Annotated in this window: 14 protein-coding genes and 2 pseudogenes; 12 read left to right on the top strand and 4 right to left on the bottom strand. The window is 64.6% G+C overall.

What is annotated here, in order from left to right; all coding sequences use genetic code 11:
• The first annotated feature begins 24 nt into the window (after nt 1-24).
• Nucleotides 25-765, top strand: a complete 741-nt coding sequence (locus tag H6718_15840; protein MCB9586870.1) for a DUF2914 domain-containing protein — start codon at nt 25-27, stop codon at nt 763-765.
• Nucleotides 766-771: 6 nt separating this feature from the next.
• Here the strand turns inward: H6718_15840 and H6718_15835 are convergent, their stop codons facing one another.
• From H6718_15835 to H6718_15825, 3 genes are all read right to left on the bottom strand, one after another.
• Entirely contained in the window at nt 772-1,383 is a 612-nt protein-coding gene (locus H6718_15835) for a heme-copper oxidase subunit III (GenBank protein MCB9586869.1), read from the bottom strand.
• 76 nt (nt 1,384-1,459) lie between these two features.
• Nucleotides 1,460-2,386 (bottom strand): alpha/beta hydrolase, encoded by a 927-nt coding sequence (locus H6718_15830; GenBank protein ID MCB9586868.1) that lies wholly within the window; start codon nt 2,384-2,386, stop codon nt 1,460-1,462.
• 58 nt (nt 2,387-2,444) lie between these two features.
• Nucleotides 2,445-3,530, bottom strand: a complete 1,086-nt coding sequence (locus tag H6718_15825; protein MCB9586867.1) for a zinc-binding dehydrogenase — start codon at nt 3,528-3,530, stop codon at nt 2,445-2,447.
• Between the two features lie 724 nt (nt 3,531-4,254).
• Here H6718_15825 and H6718_15820 point away from each other — a divergent pair.
• Nucleotides 4,255-4,323: pseudogene (locus tag H6718_15820) on the top strand (exosporium leader peptide).
• Between the two features lie 514 nt (nt 4,324-4,837).
• Here H6718_15820 and H6718_15815 read toward each other — a convergent pair.
• Nucleotides 4,838-10,417, bottom strand: a complete 5,580-nt coding sequence (locus H6718_15815) for a DNRLRE domain-containing protein (GenBank protein MCB9586866.1) — start codon at nt 10,415-10,417, stop codon at nt 4,838-4,840.
• 527 nt (nt 10,418-10,944) lie between these two features.
• On the opposite strand from H6718_15815, the gene H6718_15810 reads away from it, so the two are divergent.
• The 10 genes and pseudogenes from H6718_15810 to H6718_15765 all read left to right on the top strand — a co-directional run bounded on the left by H6718_15810 (nt 10,945) and on the right by H6718_15765 (nt 24,054).
• Nucleotides 10,945-11,871: a methyltransferase domain-containing protein gene (locus tag H6718_15810; GenBank protein ID MCB9586865.1), complete on the top strand. Its 927-nt coding sequence runs from the start codon at nt 10,945-10,947 to the stop codon at nt 11,869-11,871.
• A 13-nt stretch (nt 11,872-11,884) separates the two neighbouring features.
• The gene (locus H6718_15805; protein MCB9586864.1) at nt 11,885-12,709 is read left to right on the top strand and encodes a uridine kinase; all 825 of its coding nucleotides are present in this window, start codon (nt 11,885-11,887) and stop codon (nt 12,707-12,709) included.
• Between the two features lie 81 nt (nt 12,710-12,790).
• A pseudogene (locus tag H6718_15800) lies at nt 12,791-13,627 on the top strand (uridylate kinase).
• A gap of 45 nt (nt 13,628-13,672) precedes the next feature.
• Nucleotides 13,673-14,491 carry a molybdate ABC transporter substrate-binding protein gene (modA, locus tag H6718_15795; GenBank protein ID MCB9586863.1) on the top strand — a complete coding sequence of 273 codons (819 nt, stop codon included), beginning with the start codon at nt 13,673-13,675 and terminating at the stop codon, nt 14,489-14,491.
• A gap of 22 nt (nt 14,492-14,513) precedes the next feature.
• Nucleotides 14,514-15,176, top strand: a complete 663-nt coding sequence (modB, locus tag H6718_15790) for a molybdate ABC transporter permease subunit (protein MCB9586862.1) — start codon at nt 14,514-14,516, stop codon at nt 15,174-15,176.
• Complete coding sequence (gene modC, locus H6718_15785) at nt 15,173-16,333, top strand: molybdenum ABC transporter ATP-binding protein (GenBank protein ID MCB9586861.1); 1,161 nt, start codon at nt 15,173-15,175, stop codon at nt 16,331-16,333. Before modB ends, modC begins: the two co-directional genes overlap by 4 nt.
• A gap of 255 nt (nt 16,334-16,588) precedes the next feature.
• Nucleotides 16,589-18,103 (top strand): hypothetical protein, encoded by a 1,515-nt coding sequence (locus H6718_15780; protein MCB9586860.1) that lies wholly within the window; start codon nt 16,589-16,591, stop codon nt 18,101-18,103.
• 417 nt (nt 18,104-18,520) lie between these two features.
• Nucleotides 18,521-20,545, top strand: a complete 2,025-nt coding sequence (locus H6718_15775; GenBank protein MCB9586859.1) for a fibronectin type III domain-containing protein — start codon at nt 18,521-18,523, stop codon at nt 20,543-20,545.
• 67 nt (nt 20,546-20,612) lie between these two features.
• Entirely contained in the window at nt 20,613-22,391 is a 1,779-nt protein-coding gene (locus H6718_15770) for a fibronectin type III domain-containing protein (protein ID MCB9586858.1), read from the top strand.
• Between the two features lie 241 nt (nt 22,392-22,632).
• The gene (locus H6718_15765; GenBank protein ID MCB9586857.1) at nt 22,633-24,054 is read left to right on the top strand and encodes a hypothetical protein; all 1,422 of its coding nucleotides are present in this window, start codon (nt 22,633-22,635) and stop codon (nt 24,052-24,054) included.
• The last annotated feature ends 253 nt before the right edge of the window (nt 24,055-24,307 follow it).

Raw genomic sequence — 24,307 nt, 5'->3', positions numbered from 1 at the left:
TGTCTGGCGGAAAGGTGGATTGAAATGACGAGTGTGACCCCGATTCAGAGCGTGCTCCGTAAGAGCGTGCTGGGCCTTGGCCTGTGCGCCTTGATGGCGACGATGGCTGGCTGCGGACGGGACACCCACGCGGAGCCGGACCCGGCGAAGGTCAGCGTGGAGATCAACCCCGCGAAGCCTGGGCTGAACAAGCCACTCGCGCTTCCGCAGGAAAACAAAGATGACTCGAGCATCGTTGCCGAGCCGGCGCGGGATCTGGCAGCGAAGTCGAATCCAGACTCGGTGAAGCCGAGCGATGACACCCAGCCGGCGAGCGCGCAGGGCCCGAGCGCCAAGGACCCGAGCGCGAGCGACACGAAGCCTGCGGACGTGAAGTCTTCCGCCGCGGTGCCCCTCAGGATCAAGCGCCTGGTGGTGACGACAGAAATCGACAAGCGCGAGCCGGTCGAGGTCTCGAGCTTCGAAGCGGGCAGCGGCCCAATCTACGCTTTCATGGAACTCGAGAACCCAGCGGATGAGCAACAGGACGTTCTGGTGACCTTCATCCATAGTTCGGGGCGCAAGGTCGGCCTGGTAGAGCTGCACATTCCCGCAAAGCAGCGACGCTGGCGGACCTGGGGTCGCACCCAGAACATCAAGCAGGGTGGCGAATGGGAGGCGATCGTCACCGACGCCGACGGCCATGAGCTGGCTCGCACGAAGTTTCAGGTCAGCGAGACCAAGAGCGCGGAGAAGCCCGCAGCGCTGCCGACCAGCGCCAAGTGAGCGACATCAGGTCGCGAAGAACAGCACTCCCAGCAGGATCAACCAGACGACCCCGAGGAAGTGCCAGTACTGCACGCAGAACTTCAGGCCTTCGTGACGTGAGCTCGAATACTCCCGCTGGCGGGTGCGGTAGATCACCACGCCCAAGGGCGGCAAACCACCGATGATGTGCAGCGCGTGCACGCCGGTGAGCATGTAGAAGGTGAAGACGTACAGGTTGCGAGCGCTGACCGTGAGGTGAGCGCTCTGCAGCTCGTACCAGTTGATGGCTTGGCCAGCGATGAACGCAACGCCGAGCCCGAGGGACCACCACAGCGCGCGCTCCAGCGTGGCGAGCTTGTTTGCGCGCACCGATCGCAGCGCCCAACTCATGCACGCTGCTTGAAGGAACATCACCGCTGTGGTGCCGAGCAAGCCGAGTGGCAGCCCCGGCATCTCCGCGGTGCGCCACACCGCGTTGTTCGCGCGCGTCACCAGGTAGGCGATGATCGTCGCGCCAAAGATCATGGCGACCGACGCGAGAAAGCCGATCATGCCCATTTGGCCGATGGACATCTTGAACGACGGCTCTCGGGGAGAGACGGTCTCTCGGTCGGCTCCGATGAATGGATCGCGCATGCTTCGTCCGGCGGATCCTCTACCCCCGAGTGGCCGCGCTGCCAAGGCGGCGACGCACCCTCGGGGAACGGCGGCGCTACTGCGTCAAAAAGCCCTGCAGCAGGGTCGCGAGCTCCGCCGGCCGGTGTCTCATCATCATGTGGCCGGCACCTTCCAACAGGGCGCTCTGGCCCTGAGCGAAGCAGCTCTTGCGGCGATCCGCCTCGACTTCGGCGTGACGCAAGAAGGACTCGGCTCCATCGACGAACAGGGTGGGGCAGGCGATGCGACGCCAGAAGCTCTCGGCGATCTCCAGCCGATAAGGGTACGGCCCCGTCGTCAAATGGAGCGGGTCGTGGAGGAAGCACAGCCCCCCTTCGGGGAGCTCCCGGGTGCTGTGGGCGACGAGCCAAGTGGCCATTCGATCTCGAAGCAGTGGGTCGAGGCGCTGCAGCCGCTTGGCTGCCTCGGCGACGTCCGCGTAGCTCTTCAAGGCGCTGTGCGCCTGTCGCTTCCACGCGGAAACCCAATTCGTCACACGCTCCGGCACCGCCGTTTGGTCTTCCGGCGGGCCGAGGCCCTCGAGCAGCGCCAAGCGTTTGATTTGGGCCGGGAACGCGCCGGCAAAGTAGCTGGTGATACTGCCGCCCATGGAGTGACCGACGAGGCTGACCTCTTCGCGGCCGAGCTGCTCCACCAGCGAGGCCAGATCCGCGAGGTAATCCATGAAGTGGTAGTAGCCACCCGGCCCGACCCGATCGCTCAAGCCGTGCCCCCGCATATCCGGAGCTACCAAGTGGAGCCCAGCGCCCAGCCCTGACTCGACCACTGGTTGCCAGCTACGCCCCAGATCCAAGAAGCCATGGATCAGGAACACCGTGTGCTGGGCGTCGCTCTCCGCGTTCCACTCGAGACAGTGGTACTCCAGGCCTGTTGCGAGGCGCACACGGCGTGAAACCGGCGGCGGAAGGTCGCTCGGGGGATCTTGCCAACTCTGGTTTGCGTTCGGGTTCTTGGAACTCACGGGGAGGGGGACATGGCACCCGGGTGGGCTCACGTAAAGGGTCTGGCTTCCGCGGCGCCTAGCGCTCGAGGCTCAGCACCAACTTCCCGGTGGTTTGCCCCGACTCGAGGCGCGCGTGGGCCGCGGCGACCTCTGCGAAAGGAAACACTTCGGTTGGCAGCGGGGGCAGCTTGCCCAGGCTGGCCCACGCCAGGAGCTCCTGCATGCCGCGCTGAGCCAGGGGCACTTCGTCGAAGAGGTAGCTCAGGTTGAAGCCGAGCACGCTCTTGTTGTCCCCGGTCAAGGCTAGGGGGTTGAAGCGCGGCGTCGAAATGTAGGTGCGAGCCAGGCGCAGCAGCGCCGTGGGAGCGAACGCACTGCCTGCACCTGAAGCGCTCTTGGGCAACATACTGTGGAAGCCGTAGATCACCAGGCGCCCCATGGGAGCGAGCAAGTCGTAGCTATGGCGCAGTGTTTCGGCGCCGGTAGCATCCAGCACGATGTCGTATCCGCGAGGAGTGAGTTCTCGCGCCGCTTGCCACCAGGGGCGCCGCCCTTTCACGATCACGCGCGCATCACACGCTTCCACAGTGTGAGCCTTGTGGGGCGCTCCAACGAGTCCCACCGCTTCGGCGCCCAGGATCCGACACATCTGCAACAGGCGCAGACCGACACCGCCGGCGGCGCTGTGCACCAAGACGCGCATCCCGGATTCGACAGCGCACAGGCGCCGCAGCGCGTACCAGGCAGTCAGCGCCGTGGTGGGGAAGCCCGCGGCTTCTTCAACGCTGTATCCTCGAGGCAAGGGAAAGATCAGCCGCTGGTCGATGGCGGCGTGACTTGCATAAGCGTTGAAGCGCGTGAGGGCGAGGCGGGGCGTTCGTAGGGGGTCGCCGGGTTCGAAGCCAACCAGCTCGAAGCCTGGGGTGATCGGCCAGCCCACGTATTTGCGGGCCGAGGCGTAGAGGCCCATGCGCACCACGCAATCGGCGTAGTTGACCCCAACCGCCAGGCTCTGGAGCAGGCGCTCGTCGGTCGAGGGGCTGGGAGGGTCGCCTCGCTCGAGGCGCAGTTGGTCGTAGCCGCCCGGCCGCTGAATCACCACGCGCAGTGCACGGACCCCCGGTTCGTTTGGTTTGGGTTGTTGATCAGGAAAAGAAGCCATATTTCGCGGATATCGGCGATGCCGTTGAAGGCGATGGTCAAAGTCTTGGTCGCACTGCGCAAGAATGAAGTTGCCGCGTGAGGCACAGGTCTGAAAACATCGAGATCCCATGGCTCTACGTCACGTCTTGGTTCCTGCCTGCCTGCTTACTGGCGTCGTCCTCGCGGCGCCCCGCGCCAGCGCTCAAGAAGTTCAGATCACCGACTCCTGCCGCAATCATTTCGGCGCCGGCGTGAATTTCCTCACCGACCCTGATGGCGCGCGTTACGAGGACGCCTATCGCGAGTTCAAGGTCGCTTACTCCGAGTGCCCTTCGTGGAAGATCCTCGGCAACTTCGGCCTCGCGGCGATGAAGCTCGAGCGTGATGGTGAGGCCATTGACGCCTACACGAAGTACCTCGAGGGCGGGAAAGACGCGATCGACCCGGCGGAGCGTAGTCAGTACACGCGTGACCTGAACACGCTGAAGGCAGCGGTCGCCTGGATCACCGTCAAGGTGGATCAGCCAGGCGCCACGATGGTCGACGTCCGCACTCCGGTGCGCGGCGAGCCCGTCTACAACCGCTACACCTTCGAAGAGCAAGAGATGAAGCTCGGCCTGCGCCCGGGCCACCACAAGATCACGGTTTCCGTCAACGGCTACCAGGACGCCGTATGGGAGTTCGACGCGCCCTCCAGCGCGGCGCTCGATCACTCGTTCGAAATGAAGGAGCCTGAAGTCGCGGGTCCGACGGGACCCACCGGTCCGACGGGACCCACCGGCCCGACAGGTCCCACCGGTCCGACAGGCCCGGACCAGGTGCAGACCGAGCGCCCGATCCCAACGACCGTCTTCATCACGGGTGGCGTCGCCGTCGCCGGCTTCATTGGCTTCGGTGTTCTGGGGGCTCTCGCGAGCGGCAAAAAGAGCGACTACGACAAGGCGAACGACGGCACCGACCCGACGGGCGCCAAGGATCTCAAAGACTCCGGTGAGCAGCTCAACCTGTTCGCCGACATCGCGCTCGGAGTAGGCGTGGTCGCTGGCGTGCTGACCGCCGTCTTCTACGTGACTCGCCCCGAGAAGCCCGTCGCAACCATGGACACCGGAGTGAGCTTCACTCCCGCTGTGGGCCCGGGCTTCGCAGGCGCGGCGCTCGGCAAGCGCTTCTGAGGATCGCGAGTTTTTCTTGGGGGAGGGGTCCTCTACAAGCTAACGGCCTTTCCGCCGGGATCCATACCTAAGAGAAACAGCCAACGGGCGCCATGACTGGCGCCCGTTCTGCTTTGTGTTGCTGCCGGGGTATCGCCGGCAAGCAATGCGCCCGCTAGCCGTTCACCCGACGGCGGCGAGCCGCCCACACGGCGAGCCCAAGGCCCAACCACAACGCGCCGCTGCTGCCACGGAGGGGCGACGAGGAACCGCGCTCTCCAGGGACTCGACACCCGCAGCCACCGTCTTCGTCAGGCAGGCGGAAGATCCCTCCATCGGTGCCAGCATCCAGCCCGCCGTCCGGGAGCTCGCTGCCAGCGCTGCCGCCGGTGGTTTGGCTGCCGCCGCTGCCGCCCGTACCCGCCGCTCCTGCGCTGCCGCCTGTACCCGCCGCTCCTGCGCTGCCGCCAGTGCCGGCGTCTGGACCGGCGTCGGGCAGCGGGGAGACACACGCGCCGCTCTGGCACTCGAAGCCCGCCGCGCACTCGTCGTTCGTCGTGCAGCTCGTGCCGCAGCCGTTCGCCGCACACAGGTAGGGCGAGCAATCGGTGGCGGTCGGAGCCAAGCAGGTGCCAGCGCCGTTGCATACCGGAGCGTCGATGGAGACGCCGTCCGCACAGCTACCGAGACCGCACTCCGTGGTTCCGCCGGGGAACGCACACGTGGTGCCCGAGCCATCACAGACGGCGCCGCAAGCGCCCGAGCCCAGGCACGCGGTGCGACCGCCGTGGGGCTGCCCCGTGACCAACGTACAGGTCCCGACCTGGCCGAGCACGTCGCACGCTTCGCACTGGCCGTTACACGCCGTGTCGCAACACACGCCGTCCACACAGGAGTCGCTCGCGCAACCCGAGCTCGTGGTGCAGGTGGCCCCGTTTGCGCGCTTCGAGACGCACACACCGCCCGAGCAGTACTGATCCGTTTGGCAGTCCGTGTTCGTGGTGCAGCCACCGCCGCAGATCTCCCCCGAGCACGTGTTCGGCGGTGGGCAGGCTTGCTGCTCGACGATCGGGCAGCGGCCATTGCCTTGGCAGGTTGCTTCGACCGTCGCGACGTTGTCTGTGCAGTCCGCGACGCGGCATACCGTCGAGCTCCCGGCGTAGCTACAGGCAGCGGCATTCGTCCCGTCGCAGAAGCCTCCGCACGCCGAGCCGTCGCTTGTACACGCCTGGCGGGTGCCATGGGGTGAGCCAGCGATCGGCGAGCACGCGCCTTCAGTCCCGCTGGCATCACACGCTTCGCACTGACCCGTACACGCCGAGTTGCAGCAGTAGCCGTCGACGCAGTTGCCACTCACGCACTGGCCAGCCGCAGAGCAGGTGGCGCCATTGGACTTCTGAGTCTGACAGACGCCCGCCGCGCAGAACTCACCCACGTTGCAGTGGCTGTCCACAAGGCAGCCACCATCGCAGCGGTTGCCAGAGCAAGTCCCTGGCGCGCAGCTCTGCTGAATGGCCGGAGGGCAAGAACCCGCGCCGTTACACGAAGCGCTGAGCGTCGCGACGTCGTTCGAGCAGGCTTCTGCGCGGCACTCGACGCCGAAGCCAGGATACACACAGGCCTGACGATCGGTGCCATCGCAGCTGCCGCCACAGGCGCTGCCGTCGCTCTGACAGGGTGCACGGCCACCCACCGGATCGCCGGTCACGGCGCTGCAAGTGCCCTCGCTGCCGCTCACGTTGCAGGCCTCGCACTGACCGGAGCAGCCGCTGTCGCAGCACACGCCGTCCACACACAGCCCGCTGGTGCACTGGTTAGCGGCGCCGCAAGCCGAGCCATTGGCCAGCTTGTCCACGCAGATCCCTGCGGAACAGTACTGGGTACCAGACTGGCACTGAACGTCCGCCGTGCAGTTGCCAACGCACGCCGTGGGGCCGCAGACAAAGGGCGAACAATCTTGCAGCTGCTCGCTCGGACACGTGCCATCACCCTGGCAGCCCGCGGGCAAGGTAGCGACGTTCGAAGTGCAGCTCGGGGCGCGGCACAGCGTCGCGCTGCCGGGGTACAAGCAGCCAGCTCGATTCGAGCCGTCGCACGCGCCGCCGCAAACCGTGCCGTCCGTGTCGCACGCGGTGCGGGCGCCGTGAGGTGCACCGGTCGTCGCAACGCAGGCGCCTTCTTGAGTCGCGACGTCGCACGCCTCGCACTGCCCCGTACACGATGAGTTGCAGCAGAAGCCGTCAGCACAGATCCCCGAGGTGCACTGATTCGCTGCGGAACACGGCTCTCCGTTGGGGGACTTCGGGGTGCACACGCCGCTCGAGCAGTAGTGGTCGAGGGTGCACTCGGTGTCCGTGGTGCAGGAGGTGCCGCAAGCGGTACCCGCACAGATGTACGGATCGCAGGTCAGCGTCTGGATGCTGGGGCAAGGGGCCGACGACCCAGTGCAGTTGGCGGCGAGGGTGCCAGTGCCCGTCGTACAGCTCGCCGAGCGACAGCTCTGACTGGCGGGCGCAAAGCTATCCGCCGGGCAGTTGTCACCTCCGGTGCAGTTCTCGGCCACGTCGCACACTCCCGCGCTCGCGCGGCACACCGTGCTAGTGCTCTTCTTGGCGTCCGTCGGACACGCATCGGCTGCGCCCGTGCAGTTCTCTGCGACGTCGCAGTCGCCCGCTGCCAAGCGGCAGACCATGCTGCTCGGTTGCTTCGCGTCCGCTGGGCAGTTGTTCGTCGAGCCGTTGCAGCTCTCCGCCACGTCGCAAATCCCGCCTGCAGGGCGACACTCCGTCCCGCTTGGGAGCTTCGCGTCGCTCGGGCAGGCAGCCCCGGTGCCGCTGCACGTCTCCGCGACGTCGCAGACGCCCGCTGCCGTGCGGCAAATGGTGCCTCCAGCCACGAAGCTGTCATTCGGACAGGTGTCTGACGATCCAGAGCAATTTTCCGCGACGTCGCAGGAGCCCGCGGATATGCGACACACGGTGCTCGACGGCTTCTTCACATCGGTTGGACAAGCGACGCTCGAGCCGTCGCACGCTTCCTCCGCGTCGCAGGTGCCAGCCGCGGTGCGGCACACGGTACCCAATGGCGAACGCGCATCGCTTGGGCAGTTGTCGCTGCTGCCACTGCAGAACTCCGCGGGGTCGCAGCTTCCGGCAGAACCGCGGCACTCGGTGCTGCTGCCAAGCTTGGCGTCACTGGGGCACGTCGTGGCGGTGCCGTTGCAGGTCTCGACCGCATCGCAGATCCCTACGGCGGAGCGACACACGGTTCCGCTCGGAATCGGTGAACAGGTACCTTCGCTGCCGCTCACGGCACACGACTGACAGTCACTCGTGCCCCCCGAGCACGCGCTGTTGCAGCACTTGCCGTCGACGCAGAAGCCGCTGGCGCACGCGTTGCCCGCTCCGCAATCCGCGCCATTCGCCTGCTTCGTGGCGCAGGCGCCGCCATTGCAGTACTCCCCCGATTGGCACTGGCCGTCGAGGGTGCAGTCGCCGCAGGCGGTCCCGGCGCAGGTGCCTGCGCACTGCTGTGTCTGAACCGCTGGACAGCTCACCCCGGAACCCGTGCAGGTGGCGGCGAGCGTGGCCGTCGCCGGCGGGGTGGCGTCACAGCTGGCGCTGCGGCACGAGGTGGTGGCAGGCTGGAAGCCGTCGCTTGGGCAGGTGTCGGCGCTGCCGTTGCAGGTCTCTGCAGCGTCGCAAACGTCTGCCGCCACGCGGCAAACGGTGCCGGCGCTGGCCTTGGCGTCGCTCGGGCAGCCGTTGCTGACTCCATCGCACGACTCTGCGAGATCGCAGATCGCCGCCGCCGGTCGGCAGACGGTGCCATTGGCGAGCTTGCTATCGGCCGGGCAAGTGGCGGCGCCGCCAGTGCAAGTCTCCTCGACATCACACGCGCCCCCCGAGGCGCGGCAAACCGTCGAACTGCTGAGGAACGTGTCCGCGGGACAGTTCGCGCTAGAGCCCGTGCAGTTCTCCGCGCTGTCGCAGCTCCCAGCTGCCGTACGACACACCGTGGAAGCGCTCTTGAAGGCGTCGGCAGGGCAGTTCGCACTCGAGCCGGTGCAGGTCTCTGCGTTGTCGCACGCCCCGGCGGCGGCGCGGCAGCTGGTGCCAGCGGTCTTGAAGCTGTCAGCAGGGCAGTTCGCGCTCGAGCCGGTACACGTCTCCGCGACGTCACAGCCTCCCCCTGAATCCGCACGGCAAGTGGTGCCGGCGGTCTTGAAGGCGTCCGTCGGACACGCGGGGCTCGAGCCCGTGCAGGTCTCGGCGACGTCGCACCCCCCGCCGGAGTCGGCGCGGCAGGTGGTGCCCGCGGTCTTGTAGGTATCCGCGGGACAGTTCGCGCTCGAGCCGGTGCAGGTCTCCGCGTTGTCGCAGGTGCCACTGGCAGCGCGACAGGAAGTCCCCGCCGTCTTGAAACCATCGCTGGGGCAGCTCTTGCTCGATCCGTTGCAGGTCTCGGCTACGTCACAGCCACCGCCTGAATCCGCACGGCACGTCGTGCCGGCCGACGCCACACCATCCGCAGGACAAGTGTTGCTCGAGCCGTTGCACACTTCCGCGACATCGCACGCGCCCGATGCCACACGGCAGGTGTGGGATGACGTGTACTTGGCATCAGAAGGACAGGAGTTCGAGCTCCCGGTGCAGAACTCTGCGGGGTCGCAGTCACCTGCGGACGAGCGGCACTCGGTCGAAGCGCTCTTCTTCACGTCGCTGGGACAGGTCGAAGACGAACCGGTGCAGAACTCTGCCGCATCGCAGGTGCCCGCGGCCGGCCGGCACTCGGTGCTGGCCGGCCTGTTGGTGCAGGTGCCCACGCTGCCAGAGAGGTGACAACTCTGACAATCACCACTGCAGGTGGCGGCGCTACAGCACACGCAGCTGCCACCGCCTCCGGTAGCGCAATCGAGGCCGTTCACGTCGACGCAGCTGTTGCTCGTGCACTGCGCGTCCACCGTGCAGGCGTCACCGTTCTTGCGCGTGTAGACGACGCTTAGCTCCGGGGGGTTCGTGTTGCCAGTGGCTTCGAACAACCGAACGTTGTCCACGGCTTCGTTGAAGGCCTTCAGGATCAGCCCGTTGTTCGTTTGAGTGCCATTGGCCACCGCCTGAACGAAGCTCTGTACGTTGAACGTGACGTCTCCATTGGTGGCGGCGACGGAAGTCGCGGCGATCTGAGAACCAAAGTCACCGCCCGCCGTGGACCAGCTGTTCGAGCTGCAGTCCCGGCGCAGCCAAGTGACCCCAGTGCTGCCGGTACACAGCACGCCGTGCGCCTGACCGCCGCCTCCGGGGGTCGCGCTCTTGCTGGTGTCCTCTGACCAGGCCGAGCTGACGGGGTAGACGCGAACGGAGGGGTTGGTGGTGTTGTTCATCCCCATGTTCGTCGGCGTGACGTTCGACAGGGTGAGGGTGGCGCTGCTAACCGTTGCGCCTGCAGGGATCCCCGTGAGGTCGAACTTCAAGAACGTTCGGTAAATCGTGCCCGAGCGCTGCCCGATGAAGACATACGGCGTGCCGCCCGCGGTGTTCGACGTGTCGCTGCTGTTGATGTAGCTGTCGTCGATGGCGGTCAGCGTCGAGGTGATCGCCTGGCTTTGACTCTGACTCACCGGCTCGCGTGACTCAGGCTCTTCGGGCGCGGAAGAGCAACCCGCCAGCGCGAGCAGCGCAAGCACACAACAGAACAGACTTTGCACACGCGCGGAGCCACCCGCGGCGTGAACGCCAGGAAGAAGTTTAGCCATAGTCCAACCCGTCACGAGCGAGCTCGTGCCCCAATCCCAGATCCTCTGAGGATCGCAGAGTGCGCGCTCACGTCAACGGCGATGCGCCCTCGAACCAAAGATCTGCAACCGAACGATCGAACGTCCGCGTTTCCGCACGAATATCCGCGGCTTCAGCGCTCATGCTTCAGCGCTCATGCTTCAGCGCTCATGCTTCAGCGCTCATGCTTCAGCGCTCATGCTTCAGCGCTCATGCTTCAGCGCTCATCCGCAAGGGTTTGTGGCAATCCTTGTGCCGCATGAGCTCGCGCGATGTAGGCGCTGGCAGTTTCCGCGCTGACCGCTGGACCTCTCCCAAAAATCAGCCTGATAGTGTCGTGTCAACGCTGTGTTGATTGGTTCAGCGAATCACAGCCTCGCCTCGTGCGGCGGACCTGCAGGCATCCGTCACTCGACGGAGTAGCGGAAGATTGGGTGCGCTTTCCGCAGTTCGTGTGCAGATCTCGCTCGGTCTCGCTTCGCGGAGGCACGTGAGCTACCGAGATGCCGTGGCCGAAGATCAACCACCGGCGGATGGCCTTTCCGAACGCCTCTATGGTTCCCAGGCGTCCGCGTTCGATGCCAAGCGAGGGCTGGCGGAGGTTGCACCGGATTGGATTGCGCGCGCTTTGGTGAAGCTCTTGGGTCAGGCACCGACGCGGGTGCTCGAGCTGGGGGCGGGTACGGGTGAAATCGGTGTCGCACTCGCAGCCCGCGCTGAGCACTACGTGGGTGTCGAGGCGTCTCAAGGCATGGCGGAGCGCTGGCGGCAGCGCTTCGCGAGTCATCCGGAGCTGAGTTCGAAGAGTGCGCTCGAGGTGCAGGACGCGGATCAGGCGTGGCCCGCAGAAGCGAACTCCGTAGACTTGGTGTTCGCCTCGCGCAGCGCACACTGGTTCGAGCCCGGGCACCTGCGCGCAGAGCTCGCGCGGGTCAGTCGCCCGGGCACTTGCTTCGTCCTGGGGCGAGTGGTGCGGAGTCTCGATCATCCGCGGCGCTGGCTGCGGCGCGAGGTCCATCGCGCACTGCGCGTCCGGGGGCTCGAGCCCAAAGACGGTCCGCGGCGCGGCGGCGAGTTGCTCTATGAGATCGCGCACGGAGACCCGCGAACCTGCTGGATCCCGCGTCAGGCGGTGCTGCGCTGGGGCTTCAGCGCGGCGCCAGCGGAGATCCTCGACGGCTGGCGCGCCAAGCCGAGCCTGGCTGGGCTCGAATTGCCAGCAAAAGCGCGGGCCGAGGTACTGGACGAAGTCTCGGAGCTGGCCAATCAACGCTTCGGGGGACTCGAGACGGAGCTAGCCTGCAGTGAAGAGTATGCGATAGAAGGCGTGCAGTTCGCGCCTCAAGGTGCGGCCAGGGAGCCCATCTTGGGTGACCCGTTTCCGATCCGTTTGGCCTCGCGTTTTGGCCCCATCTTGGCAGTAACCCAAGTCTGACTTCAGGAACCCCGTGAACGATTCCAAAGACGAACTCCTCAGCGAGCTGGGCAAGCGCCTGGTCGGTGGCTCTCTTACGGACGACGAGCTGCTGCGCTCGACGGGGCACAGCCCGAGCTTCGCGATCCTGCCCGAAGCAAACGTGATCAAGGTTGGCGGTCAGAGCATCATCGACCGCGGTCGAAGCGCCGTTTTTCCCGTGATCGACGAGATCGTGGACGCCCTGCCGCACCACCAGATGATCATCGGCACTGGCGCCGGGACCCGCGCCCGTCACGCCTACAGCATGGGGATCGAGCTCGGTGTGCCCACCGGCGTGCTCAGCGTGCTTGGCACCTTCGTCAGCATGCAGAACGCCCGCATGCTGCACTACTTGCTGGCTAAACATGGCATCCCGTTCATCGAGCCGGTGCAGTTCCCTCAGCTTCCGCTTTACCTCGCGGAAAGGCGTGCCGCGATCTTCTTCGGTATGCCGCCGTACACGTTCTGGCACAGAAATCCCAGCGTTGGGCGCATTCCACCCCACCGCACGGATACGGGCTCCTACTTGATCAGTGAGGTATTCGGCACCCGCTCCATGATCTACGTCAAGGATGAGGACGGCCTCTACACCGCCGACCCGAAGAAGGAAAAGGGCGCGAAGTTCATCCCGAAGATCAGCGCTCAGGAGTTGCTCGCCCAGGACTTCAACGACGTCGTCGTGGAGCGACCCGTGCTCGAGTTCATGCAGGACGCCCAGCACCGCCGCAGCATCCAAGTGGTGAACGGCCTCAAGCCAGGCAACCTCCGCCGCGCCCTCGACGGGGAGCACGTGGGCACCATCATCCACGCTGATTGAGGCGACGCTTCATCCCTGATCAGTCCACTCGGTAAATCTTCGAATTTTGGGGGTGAGGAGCTCCGGGCTTCTTCCCTACGGATCTAAAGAGCGATGACAAGCGACGACCGCCGCCACCACCTAAACTCTCTGTTGATGCGCGAGAGCCTGCTCGACAAGCAGGTCATGCGTTCCACTGAATCGCCTGTCGTGCGCATGCTTCCCGACGTTCAAGTCGTGAAGGTCGGCGCAGGCTCGATCCTCGAAGCGGGTCGCGACGCCGTGGTCCCGCTGGTTGATGTGCTAGGGGCCGCCTTGAAGGAGCAGCGCCTGGTGATCAGCACCGGCGGCGGCTCGCGCACGCGGCACCTGTTCTCAATCGGGATCGATCTCGGACTGCCGACCGGCGTGTTGGCTCAGCTTGCCGCCGCGGACGGGCTGGGGAACGCGCACATCCTAGGCACGTTGCTCGCTCCCCATGGCGTGGTCGCCATTCCGCCGGAGATCCTCGGCCATTTGATGCCCTTGTTCTTGAATGCAGCCCCCGGGATCATCTTCCACGGTGTCCCGCCGTATTCGCTCTGGGAGCATCCTCCGGGCGTCGGCCGCATTCCCCCGCACCGCAGCGACGCCGGGGCGTTTTTGCTTGCGGAAACGTTCGGCTGCGCTGGGCTCGTGCTGGTGAAGGACGTCGACGGGCTCTACGACCGAGATCCGAAACAACACCCGGACGCGAAGATGATCCTGGATATCGACGCGAAGGCGCTCCGCGAGTTGAATCTGTCGACGCTGCCCTTCGACCGCGTGCTCCTCGATTTGCTCGAGAACGCTCGCCTGCTCACCAGCTTCCAAATCGTCAATGGGCTGAAGCCGGATCTCGTACGGCGCGCCTTGGCTGGGGAGCACGTCGGCACCATCGTCCGCGCGCCCGCCGCGTGACATCAGTTGCCAGCATCGGCCCCTCGATGTAACCCTCTCGCGTCGATGGGGATCCAACGTCGAGAGCTGCTGCGGTGGGCGGGCGCGACTCTGCTGCTGAGCGCTTGTGATCGAGGCTCCAGCGGACAGGGCGGGGACGGGGAAGTGACCGTTTTTGCCGCAGCGAGCCTGCGGGACGCGATGCTGCAACTCAAGCAAGACTTTGAGCACTCCCACGCCGGGGTGACCGTCGCGCTGAATTTTGCGGGCTCCAACTCGCTCGCGCGGCAGTTGATCGCCGCACCCAAGGCGGACGTGTTCGTTTCAGCCAGCGAAGATTGGATGAACGCGGTTGAAAAGGCGGGACGTGTAGCGCCTGACAGCCGGCAGGATTTGCTGAGCAATCAACTGGTGTTGATCGGCAACGCCGCATCTACGTCGCAGTTGAGTCACCCCCGTGAGCTTGCGGATCCCCGCTTCAAAGAGCTCGTACTCGGCGATCCCGCCGCCGTTCCCGCGGGGATTTACGCGAAGCAGTACCTGCAAAGCCTGAAGCAGGGAGACGGGAGCGTTTGGCAGACGCTCGAGAAGCGCGTCGTCCCGATGCCCGACGTGCGGGCGGCGCTAGTACAAATCGAGCAGCGCTCGGGCGCGGTGGGCTTCGTCTACAAGACCGACGCTGCGCTCTCGCAGAAGGTGAAGGTCTTGTTCGAGGTACCGGAGAGCGAAAGTCAGCCAATCCGCTACCCCATGGCAAAGATCGCCGGTAGCCCCGCATTCGGAAAGCCGAGCGTCGACCAACTGTACAGCTACCTGCGCGGCAACGACGCCAAGGCCGTGTTCGAGCGCTTCGGGTTTCGCTTGGTCGAAAAGAAGGGCAGCTGAAGGTTCCCTCGACTGAGCAGCCATGGAGTCGACTAGCAGCGCGCTCTGGTTAACCTTCAAGATCTCCGGCACAGCGACCCTGCTGGTGCTGCTCTTGGCGGTGCCGCTCGGCTACCTACTCAGCCGCAAGCAATTCCCAGGGAAGCTCTGGTTGAACGCTTGCCTGGTGCTGCCAATGGTATTGCCCCCCACCGCCGTGGGCTACCTCCTGCTGTCGTTACTCGCCGACGCTGGCCCCCTCGGTCGGGAGACACTGGGGTTCGACCCAGATCTGCTTCTGACCTGGAAGGCCGGCGTCCTCGCCGCCGCCACCATGTCGTTCCCGATCGTGATCCGCACGGTAAAGGTAACGTTCGATGCGATTGACCCGCGGCTCGAGGCGATGGCGCGAACGTTGGGTCACGGCAGGCTCGCCACGTTTCGCTTGGTCACACTGCCTTTAGGCCTGCGCGGCCTGAGTGCCGCCGCGATCTTGGGTTTCATGCGCGGGATGGGAGAGTTCGGCGCAACGGTGATGATTGCGGGCAACATTCCCGGGCGGACCCAGACGCTGGCGCTGGCGATCTTCAGCGCCGATCAGGCTGGAAGAGACGCGGAGGCGCGGGTGCTCTTGGGAGTCGCTCTGGTGAGCGGTCTCGCGGCGGTGTTGATCGCCGAGTACCTGGGGCAGGGGAGGCGGACGTGACGCTTGCCGTCGATCTGCAGTTACCTCTGGACCGCTTCGAGCTGAAGCTCGAGGTCGAGCTCACGGCGCAAGTCACGGCGCTCTTTGGCCCATCTGGGGCCGGCAAGACCAGCTTGCTCGAGTGCATTGCGGGTCTCCGTCGTGGCGCTACCGGGCGCATCACCTTCAACGGCGCGGCTTGGCTCGACACGGCGCAGAGGTTGAACGTTCCGCCTGAGCGGCGACGTATTGGATATGTGCCGCAAGACGGCTTGCTGTTTCCGCATCTAAATACCCGGGAGAATTTGCTGAGCGGCGCGCAACGCCAGTCATCAGAGCAGGTGACCGCACGGCTCGAGCAAGTCAGTCGAGTGCTCCAGCTCGAACCGTTGTGGTCCCGGCGCCCAAGCACCTTGTCCGGTGGCGAGCGGCAGCGCGTAGCCCTGGGCCGGGCGCTCTGCTCGGCACCGGACCTGTTGCTGCTGGATGAGCCGCTCGGAGCCTTGGACATCGCGCTCAAGCGCCGCTTGCTGCCGTTCCTGCGCCAAGTGCGCGAGGAATTCGCCGTCCCAATGCTGCTCGTGAGTCACAGCCCCGGGGAGGTCCTGGCGCTGTGTGACGAGGTGTTGGCGTTCGACACGGGGCGCGTCGTGGCGCGCGGTCGTCCAGAAGACGTCTTGATGGGCAAGGGTCGTCTGGAGGGGGGTGAAGCAGGCAGCACGCTCGCCCTGCTGCGTGGCACCGACGAGCTGGAGTCCACGCTTCCGTGCGAAATCGTCCAGTCCTCGGACGATCGCTGCGTGGTTCGCCTCGAGAGTGGAACGCAGCTGTTTTGCAGGGCGCTACGCGAATCGCTCAACCAAGATGCTCACAAGCACGCGTTGGTGAGCGTCGCCGCGCGGGACGTGATCCTCGCCCGCTCCCAACCCGAACGCATCTCGGCGCGAAACGTACTCCTCGGTCAGGTGCGACAGGTCGACGCAGGCGGAGTGATCGAGGTCGCGCTGCTGCATCAGGTGGACCAAGCACCACCAGCAGAACTAGATGTTCGCACCGCCGCTGGCCTGCTCGTCGAACTCAGCCATAGCGCCATCCGCGAGCTCGGGCTCGAAGCGGGGCTCGCAGTTTATGTGGTGATCAAGAGCTCTGCCTGTGTCGTATCGCCCGCCCAGGGCTAGTTTTGCAGCGAACTACTTTGCAGCGAACTATGGAGACACGACACTAGAAGGCCGCGGATACGCGCCCCGCGCTCACGTTTCCCCAAGCAAATCCCACGGACGAAATGCCGAGCAAGTGGTCGATTCCTGCCGCTCGGCAATCAACACCACTGGGTTCAAGCGAGTTGGTGTGGCCCCCACACCTGCGCTAGCATTCGGCGCTAACCCCTTCGAGCGACGGCTTGGTCGTGAGGCAACTTCGGGAGCTTTAAACGCATGCTGCGAACAAACGCACTTCTCTTCGTCTCGCTGGTGTCCGCAGTTGCGGTCGCCTGCAGCGATGGCACGGACCCAAACACCGGAAACACCACCGGTGGAACGGGCGGGACCGCCGGCTCGGCGGGCGAGGCCGGTAGCGGCGGTAGCGGCGGTAGCGTGACCGCTGGCACCGGCGGTACCGCGGGGAGTAGCGGTACCGCAGCCACGGGCGGCACCGCAGGCACAGGCGGCAGCACCGGCGGCACGGGCGGCACGGGCGGCAGCGCCTACATGGCGTATCCACCGGTGCCTTACCCCCCGGAAAACCAGCCAACCGAAGACAAGGAGATGCTCGGCAAGGTGCTGTTCTGGGAAGAGCAGATGAGCAGCGACAACACCATGGCGTGCGGTACCTGCCACCGCGCTTCCGCAGGTGGCTCGGATCCCCGCGCTTCTCAGAGCACGGCGATTCATCCAGGCCCGGATGGCACGCTGGGGACGGCAGACGACCGTCGGGGCGCTCAGGGCATCAAGCGCTGCACCGAATCAGGTGGAAACGTAACCTACAAGAACGACCCGATCTTCGGCGCGAATCGTCAGGTCACAGGGCGTAAGCCGCCGACGTACCTGGATGCGATGTTCAACAAGGACAACTTCTGGGACGGTCGCGCGCGCTCCCAGTTCATCGATCCCGATACGAATCAGGTAGCGATCGCAGCTGGCGGGTCGCTCGAGAGCCAGTCCGTTGGGCCGCCGCTCGCCGACGCTGAGATGGCCTGCGAAAATCGCACCTGGCCTTCGATTCACGCCAAGCTCACCACAGCTCAGCCGCTTGCGCTGGCTCACGATATCCCCGCGGATATGAAGGCGTTTATCGCCAAGTACCCGACCTATCCGAAGATGTTCGAGGCGGTGTACGGCACGGAGGAGATCAACACCAAGCGGATCGCCTTCGCCATCGCCACTCACGAGCGGCGCCTGACCTCGAATCAAACACCTTGGGATCGCTGGAACGCTGGGGAAGCCAGCGCCATGACCGAGGCGCAAATCAACGGCTTCAACCTCTTCATGACCACGGCGCGCTGTAACCTCTGTCACTCGCCGCCGCTCTTCTCCGACGTGCTCATTCCTGGCGACGACGTCGAGTTCCACAACCTCGGCTTCTTCGACGAGGACCCGAACTTCGACAACGGACGCGAGAAGGTCACCATGGACGCGACGGATCGCTTCAAGGTGAAGACGCCCGGGCTGCGCAACGTCGGCTTGAGAGAGGCCGGTGGCTTGCTGCACACCGGCGCGGGCGTGGGAGCCAATCTCGAGGCGGTGATGGCTGCCTACAAGAACATCCCGTTCCCCAACTCGCCGAACATCGATCCCGTCGTCGGTGGTGTGGGTGGCCCGACCGATCCGCTCCCGATCAACACCGCGGAAATCGCTGACATCATCGATTTCATGCGCAACGCCCTAACGGATCCGCGGGTAAAGAACGAGCAGGCGCCCTTCGATCGCCCCAAGCTGGGCAGCGAGCCGTAAACTGCCGCCGCGGAATTAACCAGAGTTTCCGGGCAGAACTCTAGAGGGTCCGTAGCCTTTCCAGGTGCGGACCCAATGGAATGACGAGGCGAGATACTTGCAGGGTTTTTGGGGGAGGCGCGGCGCACAGCCGATGCCGTCACTTGGAGAGTGCTTCCTCAAGCGCTACGGGCCGAGGAAGCACGGCAGCTTCAGGAAGCACCGCAGCTTCAGGAAGCACCGCAGCTTCAGGAAGCACCGCAGCTTCAGGAAGCACCGCAGCCTGAGGAAGCACCGCGACTTGCACTGCGGAATCAGCAGGCTCGCCTCACTTGAATCCCCAGAACCAACATCGGAGTTGCTGAACAGGGGTTTACGAGCACTCGCAGCTTGCTACGCTCAAGCGGTTGGAGTTTGCGGGCTCCCTTGGAGGATGGGATGAGGCATCGACTTTGGCTTGGCCTTTGCGCCGCGGCCTACTTCGCGGTGGGTTGTGGTGGCGGTAGTGATACAGGAGGCGGCGGTGATCCAAACGCGGACACCACACCCCCAACATTCGACGGCGCCAGCGGCGCGTCGGTTGTGAGTGAATCGCGGATCGATCTTTCGTGGTCCGCGGCCACTGACAACGTTTCTGACACTAGCCGCATCGTGTTCCGCGTCTACGGGGCAGCGACGGGTGAGGAGTTCGACTTCACCACGCCATGGCTTGCAACGCCATCAGGCGCTTCCACCGCCGCCATCACTGGGCTCTCGCCGTCGCATCAGTATCGATTCGTCGTGCGTGCGGTTGATGAGGCGGGCAACGAAGATCAGAACACCACAGAGGTCGGCGATGCGACTCCTGACGGATCCCCGCCGAAGTTCGCCGGGGTGAGCTTGGTCGAGGCTGAGACCTCCAGCACCTTGCGCGTCGAGTGGAAGGCCGGCTTCGACAAGGGCACCGACCAGAGCGCGCTCATCTACAATGTGTACCTCGGTCCAGGCGGGATCGACGTTGACCTGACCACGCCCGTCGTGACCTCGGCCGCAGGGGAGTCTTCGGTCACGTTGACCGGTTTGAGTCCGCTGACCGACTACGCCGTGATCGTACGGTCAGTCGATACCGCGGGGAACGAAGACGAGAACACCCTAACGCGCTATGCCCGCACGCCAGAGGGCGTCGCTCCAAGCTTTTCAGGAGCCAAGCAGGCGATCGCAACGGGTCAAACCATCAAGCTCTACTGGTTCCCGGCCACGGACAACGTGACGGAACCTGCCAACATCGTCTACGACATCTACGAAGCCACCGAAGATCGACAGCAGAACTTCGGGAGCCCGAGCTACACCTCTCCGCCTGGCGCGATCTCGTTCGTCGTGCCGAGCCTGATGCCAAACACCAAGTACTACTACGTGGTGCGCGCTCGGGACGCGGCAGGGAATCGCGACAACAACACCATCCAGGTCAACGCCACGACAGGCGGTGACTCGGATACCACCGCGCCATCGTTCAACGGCGTGGACTCTGTCGCCGGTTCGAGCCCGTCTACGCTGCTCGTGAGCTGGACGGCGGCCACTGACACGTCGACCCCGGACTACAAGATCCGCTATCAGGTCTTCGTTGCGGATACCGCTGGTGTCCACGACTTCAACAACCCGACGCTGGTAACCACTCCAGGCATCACCTCCACGGTGGTCACCGGCTTGCCAGCGAATGCGACGCGCTTCGTCGTCGTTCGAGCGATGGATGAGGCAGGAAACGTCAGCGTCAGCAGCAAGGAGCTTAGCGGCACGACACTCGCTGCCTCGGGGGACACCACGGCACCCACCTGGAGCTCGGGGCCATCGTTGAGCGTCAACGCGGGGCTCGCAGCGTTGGATGTCTCCTGGGTGGACGCGACCGACGACACCCACAGCGCCGCCGAAATCCGTTACCACGTATGCGCGGAACCCGACGCGAAGGACTGCGAAGGTGCGGCTTTCAACAGCCACATCCGCTTTACCACGGCGTTGGGCGCCACCACCGCGCGGCTATCGAATTTGTCGTCACGCACGCTGTACAACGTCTACGTCCGTGCGGAAGACATGTCCGGCAACTTCGAGACGGGCAACCACTCGATGGCGGTGACCACGGCGGTTTCCTACCGCTTCGACATCCTTCCGTTGTGGCGTGACCAGTGCAACGGCTGTCACAGCTTCCAGCACTCGACCACGGTCAACGTGCCCGGCGGCTTCGTTGACCCAGACGTGAGCAGCACGAGCGGCCTTCCGCTCATTCTCCCGGGTCAGCCTGAAAACAGCCTGATCTACCGCCGCATCAACCCGGACGGGCTGACCACCTCGCCGTTCTCGGCAAGCAAGCCCAACAGTTATTCGGGTTTGCAGGAACCACGTGACGGAAACGGCCTGACGTCTTCGCCGCTGAGCGGCGCGGAGGACGGGCTGCTTCGTGAATGGATTGAACAGGGCGCGTTCGCCAACTGAGGGCTTTTTTTCTTCTCGAGGCGCACCATGCCACCGAGCCTCGGCTTATCGGCAAAGGTTGAAGATTATGGGGACTTTCAAACTCGCAAATCGCTCTTCGTTGACGCTGGTCCTGTTGACCGGCGCGGGGCTCACCGCCGGCTTCCTGCCCAGCTGTGGTGGAGAAGACATCACCTGCGGAACAGGGACTCACAAGAATGGATCCCAGTGCGTTCCGAACGCTGACGGCACGGGTGGCACGGGTAGCAACATCGAGAACGCACCGCCGACCTTCGATGGCGTGCGCAGCGTTGCACCAGCGGGCGACACAGCGGTCCAAGTGACCTGGAACGCAGCGACGGACGACGTCACCGCAAGCGACTCCCTGGTCTACAACATCTACGTCGCGACCAGCTCAGGGACGCAGAACTACGGTGCTCCCACCGTGACCAGTCCGCCCGGCGCACAGAGCGTGCTCGTTGGCGGGCTGACGAAGGGCACGGAGTACTTCTTCGTCGTTCGCGCCCAGGACGAGGCCGGGGCGATGGACGAGAACACCGCTGAACAGTCCGGCGCGCCGGATGCGGACGACACGCCGCCGACCTTCTCCGGGATCACTGGAACGGAGCCTGCTGGTGCAACCTCGGTGAAGGTGTCGTGGGACGCAGCTACCGACGACAAGACACCCGCTGAAGGCATTACATATACCGTCCGCTGGTCGACCTCGTCCGGAGCGGCTCCGACTGGCAAGGTCGGTGCGGTGAGCGTCCCCGGAGCGAGCAGCGTGGTCGTCACCGGCTTGCCAATGGCTGAATCCAACTTCTACTTCAACGTCCGCGCCTCCGACGCTGCAGGCAACTCGGAAAGCAACGTAGAGGAGAAGGAAGGCAGCACCGGCAAAGACACCACCGCACCCGTGTTCGGCGGTTGCACCGGTATCGGGGCCCCAGGTGCTACCCGAGCCACACTCAGCTGGGATCCGGCCAAGGACGACGTCGAGACCGTGGATACGATGACGTACAACGTCTACGCATTCACGGAGCCACCGGACGCGGAGACCCCCTTTGGTTCCCCTCAGGGAACGTTCGTCGGCGGAACCCAAGGTGAGGTAACAGGCCTCTCCAACGACACGACCTACTACTTCGTCTGCCGTGCCGCCGATTCCGCGGGGAATGAGGACACGAACCTCTCTTTCCGAACGACGACGACGCTCACCGACGGTACGCCGCCTGACTTCGGAGGTATCACCGGAGTCGTCGAGGGCTCGACCACGGCTGAGCTCGCCTGGGACCCAGCTACCGATGATCAGACTGCAGCTGGTGGGATCGTCTACGTCGTGTATCAAGGCACCATCGCTGGCACCGCGCTGGACAATCCGCCGGTCGCGCAGTCGAGCCCCGGCTCGCTCGGCATCACACTGACCGGCCTGAGTTCCTCGACCGACTACTTCTGGGTGGTTCGGGCCCGAGACGAAGCAGGCAACGAGAGCACCAACACCACCGAAGAAACGCGCACCACCAAGGTGAGCTTCGCTCAAGACATCGAGAACGCGATCTTCGACAAGCAGTGCAACAAAGATGCGTGCCACGGGCTGGTGAATCCCCAGCAGGGTATGACTCTGGCGCCGGACTTTGCTTACTTCAATTTGGTCGACGTTCCCGCCGTGGAGAAGCCCGGCGGCCTCACCATCATGCGCGTCGACAGCTCCTCGACCAATCCTCGCGACAGCTACCTCTACCGGAAGATCGATCCGATGGGTGACATCGAAGGACAGCAGATGCCGCGTGACACCGGCGGTGTCCCGCTGCTTGACGAGGAGAAGCTGGCGATCGCGACCTGGATCATGCAAGGCGCGGAGAACAACTGAGAGCCGAGAAAACCGAGGATTGGCTCGTCTGTACACAGCCCTGGGGAGCGACCTCCTCAGGGCTGTGACGCGTCGACATCTAGGAGTCGACCGCCCGCGAATCACCAAGCGCGTTAGTAGCCGTTGGATACGGGAGATCCGGTCGACATTTCGCTATACTCCCAGCGGGGCGCAAAAAATGTGTGGTTCGGGAGAATGTCTCCCGACTCCACCCACACCTTAGATACATTCAAGCTTAGCCATGAGAACCTTTACTCTTGTGTGTGCGGTCGCGCTGACGGCCAGCGTTTTGGGCGCTTCGGGTTGTTCGGTGATCAACTCGTTCGACGACCTGAAGCAGGAAGCTACCGCCGGAGCGGGCGGAAGCGGAGCGAGCGGGGGGACCGCCGGGCAGGGCGGCTCAAGCGGTGGCGGAAGCGGTGGAGCCGGAGCCACTGCTGGCACTGGCGGCTCGGCTGGCGCCGGGGGCAGCCTGATCGAACCCGGACTGGTAGTGGTAGCGGCCGAAGGGACTCTGACTGCTGGAGGCCGTGGCTTGGTGGTCGCGGCGCTCGACCCCCGTACAGGGGAGGAGTTCACACGAAAGGAATTCGGCGCGAATAAGAACGGATTCGTCGCCTACGACCGAGAAGCTGGGTACTGGTATGTCTGGACACAGGAAGGAGGGGCGACAGACCTCTACACCTTCCACGTGTGGACCTTCAACCGGTCGAGTGGTGAGTTCGACGAGGAGGGCACTGCCTCGGTGCCAGCTCCGGCCGGGGTGATCGCCGTACTCAACAAGCGGGTTCTGTACTGGAGCGTCTACAAGGAAGGCGCGAGTGCACCCACTCAGGGCTTCACGGTGATCAATGTCGACAATCCGCAGTCCCCTGCGCCGACGACACCCCTTCAGGACATCCCGACTTTTGCCAGCCCCCTGGCGGCGATTCCGCGCGCAAACGGCTCGGACGCCGGAGGCAGCTTGAACCTGTTCATCAAGTCATCAACTTGCGCGCCGGACGGCGTGGTTGATGAGAACGGGTCGGACGTCAACATGTGTGAGGTTCAGCGTGTTCGCGCTAGCCTCTCGGCATCATCGCCTAAACCCGGCTATGCCGGATCTCCTCTGGTGATCGGCAAAGTTCGCCAGAGTGGCGGGAGCATCTCCGCGGTCGAAGCGTCGAACGACGACGCGGTGGCCTTTCCAGACCCGCTCTGGGTGAAGGGTGTGAGTACGAACACTGCTGGAAAGGTGACGCGGTTCAACGCGACCAACTTCAATGTGAACGGCTCGGTGAACTTCGAGGTAGGTGGATCCTTCATTCGTGGTGCTGCCTGGGACCCTTGCAACAAGATCTACTTCGCGACCGAAAGCCTGGAAGAGCTCGCCATCTTCGCCATCCCGACGGGCACGACTACTGGAACTCCTTTCCGGCAGAGCATCGGGAGCGTCCCTGTGGGTGCCGTGTTCTTCGACCAGTACACCCGCACGCTGATCCTTCCCCGCGGCGACCAGGCGAACTTTGAGCTGAGAGCGTTCCTTTTGGGCGGAGATGCAACCTCCCCCACGTTGACCGAGCGGGATGCGAACTCCTCGCCGCCGTGGGACCCGCCGGCGGACCTGCGGCCGCTCCAGATGGAAGTCGAGACGCCTGCAAAGCAGTTCTGTACAAGCAACTGACGCACCCACTTTGTGGGGCCAGGGCGTACCTGTTCCACAGCATCTCGGCGCCTCAAGCGCTTGGCCATCAGACATTTTTCCCGGCCTTTTTCCCCGCCTTTTTCCCCGCGTTTGGCAGGTGAGATCGCAGCAAAAGTTGTGGGAGTTCATGCCCACGCGAGACCGTTGGGCGCAGCGGTACGTCTGGTGGAGAACCCCCAGCCGCTGCGCGGCAGTTCGGGGGCTGAGCACGAATTGGCAGCGGTCTTGACGG

The sequence above is a fragment of the Polyangiaceae bacterium genome, from assembly GCA_020633205.1.
GTDB lineage: Bacteria > Myxococcota_A > Polyangia > Polyangiales > Polyangiaceae > JAHBVY01.
Note: the sequence above shows the minus strand (reverse complement) of the source record. Positions and strands in the feature narration are given on the sequence as shown.

Excerpts from the sequence above, each read along its gene's own strand:
- modB (MCB9586862.1), top strand. The coding sequence starts at position 14,514 with ATGGAGTCGACTAGCAGCGCGCTCTGGTTAACCTTCAAGATCTCCGGC.
- H6718_15840 (MCB9586870.1), top strand. The coding sequence starts at position 25 with ATGACGAGTGTGACCCCGATTCAGAGCGTGCTCCGTAAGAGCGTGCTG.
- modA (MCB9586863.1), top strand. The coding sequence starts at position 13,673 with ATGGGGATCCAACGTCGAGAGCTGCTGCGGTGGGCGGGCGCGACTCTG.
- H6718_15815 (MCB9586866.1), bottom strand. The coding sequence starts at position 10,417 with ATGGCTAAACTTCTTCCTGGCGTTCACGCCGCGGGTGGCTCCGCGCGT.
- H6718_15770 (MCB9586858.1), top strand. The coding sequence starts at position 20,613 with ATGGGGACTTTCAAACTCGCAAATCGCTCTTCGTTGACGCTGGTCCTG.
- H6718_15775 (MCB9586859.1), top strand. The coding sequence starts at position 18,521 with ATGAGGCATCGACTTTGGCTTGGCCTTTGCGCCGCGGCCTACTTCGCG.
- H6718_15765 (MCB9586857.1), top strand. The coding sequence starts at position 22,633 with ATGAGAACCTTTACTCTTGTGTGTGCGGTCGCGCTGACGGCCAGCGTT.
- H6718_15835 (MCB9586869.1), bottom strand. The coding sequence starts at position 1,383 with ATGCGCGATCCATTCATCGGAGCCGACCGAGAGACCGTCTCTCCCCGA.
- H6718_15780 (MCB9586860.1), top strand. The coding sequence starts at position 16,589 with ATGCTGCGAACAAACGCACTTCTCTTCGTCTCGCTGGTGTCCGCAGTT.
- H6718_15825 (MCB9586867.1), bottom strand. The coding sequence starts at position 3,530 with ATGGCTTCTTTTCCTGATCAACAACCCAAACCAAACGAACCGGGGGTC.